Here is an 842-nt window from a genome sequence, read left to right as displayed (position 1 = left end):
CCACGGACGAGACGGCAACCATCCCCGCCGGGGAACGCTCCGTGGACGTGGCGGCAACCTGCCTGCGGGCCGGGGCACACGCCAACGGGCTGGTCCCCGGCCAGATCAACAGGCTGGTCGACCCGCTGGCCTATGTGGACGCCGTACGCAACACCGAAACCACCCGCCTCGGGGCCGACGTCGAGGACGACGCCAGCTACCGCGCCCGCATCCGGCTTGCCCCGGAACGCTTTTCCGTGGCCGGGCCTTCCGGCTCCTACCGCTACCACGCCCTGTCCGCCCATCAGGGCATCGCCGACGTTGCCGTATACGCGCCCGTGCCCGGAACCGTGGACGTGCGCCCGGTCATGGACGGCGGCGAACTGCCCCCGGAAAGCGTATTGGAGCTGGTGCGGGAACGCCTGAGCGCCGACGGCGTGCGCCCGCTTACCGACACGGTCATCGTGGCCGCGCCTGAGCCCGTCGAGTACGCCGTCTCCGGCGGCTGGTGGCTACACCGCGACAACGGCCCGCTGGCCGCCAGCGTGACGAAAAAAGTTGAAGCGGCACTTGAAGAATACCGGGTGTGGCAGCGCAGCGCCCCGGGCCGCGACATCAACCCCACCCGGCTCGTCAGCCTGCTCGAACGCGCCGGGGCCAAGCGCGTGGAACTGGAAAGCCCACGCTACCAAAAACTGGAACAGCGCCAGATCGCCCGCGAAACGTCCCTCGACCTGCAATTCATGGGGATTGAAGATGACTAAGCGCACCCTTTCTTGCCGGGCAGACACCGTAAAGCCCACGGCAGCCGCGAGCCGTGGCGGGCGGCCCCATGATTAGGCTCGGAGACCCGCAGGTCCGGG

Annotated in this window: 1 protein-coding gene; it reads left to right on the top strand. The window is 69.1% G+C overall.

Features of this window, described 5'->3' with window-relative positions; translation table 11 throughout:
• On the top strand, nucleotides 1-743 hold a 743-nt coding region (locus tag HMPREF0178_RS00145), incomplete at its 5' end, for a baseplate J/gp47 family protein (RefSeq protein WP_009367870.1).
• Nucleotides 744-842 lie beyond the last annotated feature (99 nt).

Source organism: Bilophila sp. 4_1_30 (genome assembly GCF_000224655.1).
GTDB lineage: Bacteria > Desulfobacterota > Desulfovibrionia > Desulfovibrionales > Desulfovibrionaceae > Bilophila > Bilophila wadsworthia.
This window is presented reverse-complemented; position numbering and strand designations above follow the sequence as displayed.